This is a genomic window from Streptomyces rubellomurinus (assembly GCF_000961885.1).
Classification (GTDB): Bacteria; Actinomycetota; Actinomycetes; order Streptomycetales; family Streptomycetaceae; genus Kitasatospora; species Kitasatospora rubellomurina.
The window spans coordinates 1-1045 of record NZ_JZKH01000255.1 but is presented as its reverse complement, the minus strand read 5'-3'; the positions used below and the strand labels follow the sequence as shown (position 1 = coordinate 1045).

The 1045-nt window shown below is 71.2% G+C and carries 1 protein-coding gene; it reads left to right on the top strand.

The window, feature by feature from the left end:
* Positions 1–23 precede the first annotated feature (23 nt).
* Positions 24–1045 (top strand): condensation domain-containing protein (locus tag VM95_RS37645; protein WP_244179150.1); only part of this gene is annotated, 1022 nt, incomplete at its 3' end.

Genomic DNA, 1045 nt, shown 5'->3' with positions numbered 1-1045 from the left:
CGTACCAGCGGGTGCTCGAAGGTGTGGCGCCGGAGCTGGCCGTGCGCGAGGTGACGGCGGGCGAGGTGGAGGGCGCGCTGTCGGCGGCCGCGGCGGTGGCTTTCGCGCTGGAGTCCGAGATCCCGCTGCGGGCCGAGCTGTTCGTCGTCGGCGCCGACGAGTGCGTGTTGTTGCTGACGCTGCATCACATCGCGGGTGATGGCTGGTCCTTGGTGCCGTTGAGTACGGACCTGGCGACGGCCTACGCGGCGCGGGTGCGCGGCGAGGCGCCGCAGTGGAAGCCGCTGGCGGTGCAGTACGCCGACTTCGCGCTGTGGCAGCAGGGGCTGCTCGGTGAGGAGGGCGACCCGGAGAGCGTCATCTCCCGGCAGTTGGACTTCTGGAAGGCCGAACTCGCCGGTGTTCCGGAAGAGTTGAACATTCCGACCGACCGGCGGCGGCCGGCGGCGGCGAGTCACCGGGGCGCGAGTCTCACCTTCACCGTCCCGCCGGAGGTGCACGCCGGCCTGCTCGCGCTCGCCCGGGAGTCCGGGGCGACGCTGTACATGGTGGCCCAGGCCGCGATGGCGGCTCTGCTGACCCGGCTGGGTGCGGGGGAGGACGTCCCGATCGGCGGTGTCGTGGCCGGGCGTACGGACGAGGCGCTGGACGAGCTGGTCGGCTTCTTCGTCAACACGGTGGTGCTGCGCAGCGACACCTCGGGCGATCCGACGTTCCGCGAACTGCTGGGCCGGGTGCGGGAGTCGGATCTGGCGGCGTTCGCGCACCAGGACGTGCCGTTCGAGCGGCTGGTGGACGCGGTCGGCGTGAACCGTTCGCTGGCGCGGCACCCGCTGTTCCAGGTGATGCTCGTCCTGCAGAACAACGAGCGGGCCCGGTTCACGTTCGCTGACCTGAACGCCGACCTGCACCGGGTGGACGCGGGCGTGGCCAAGTTCGACCTCTTCTTCGAGCTGATCGAGCAGGCGGAGGGCGGTCTGGCGGGTCTGCTGGAGTACTCCTGCGACCTCTTCGACCCGGAGACGGCCGAGCGGATCTGCGAGCG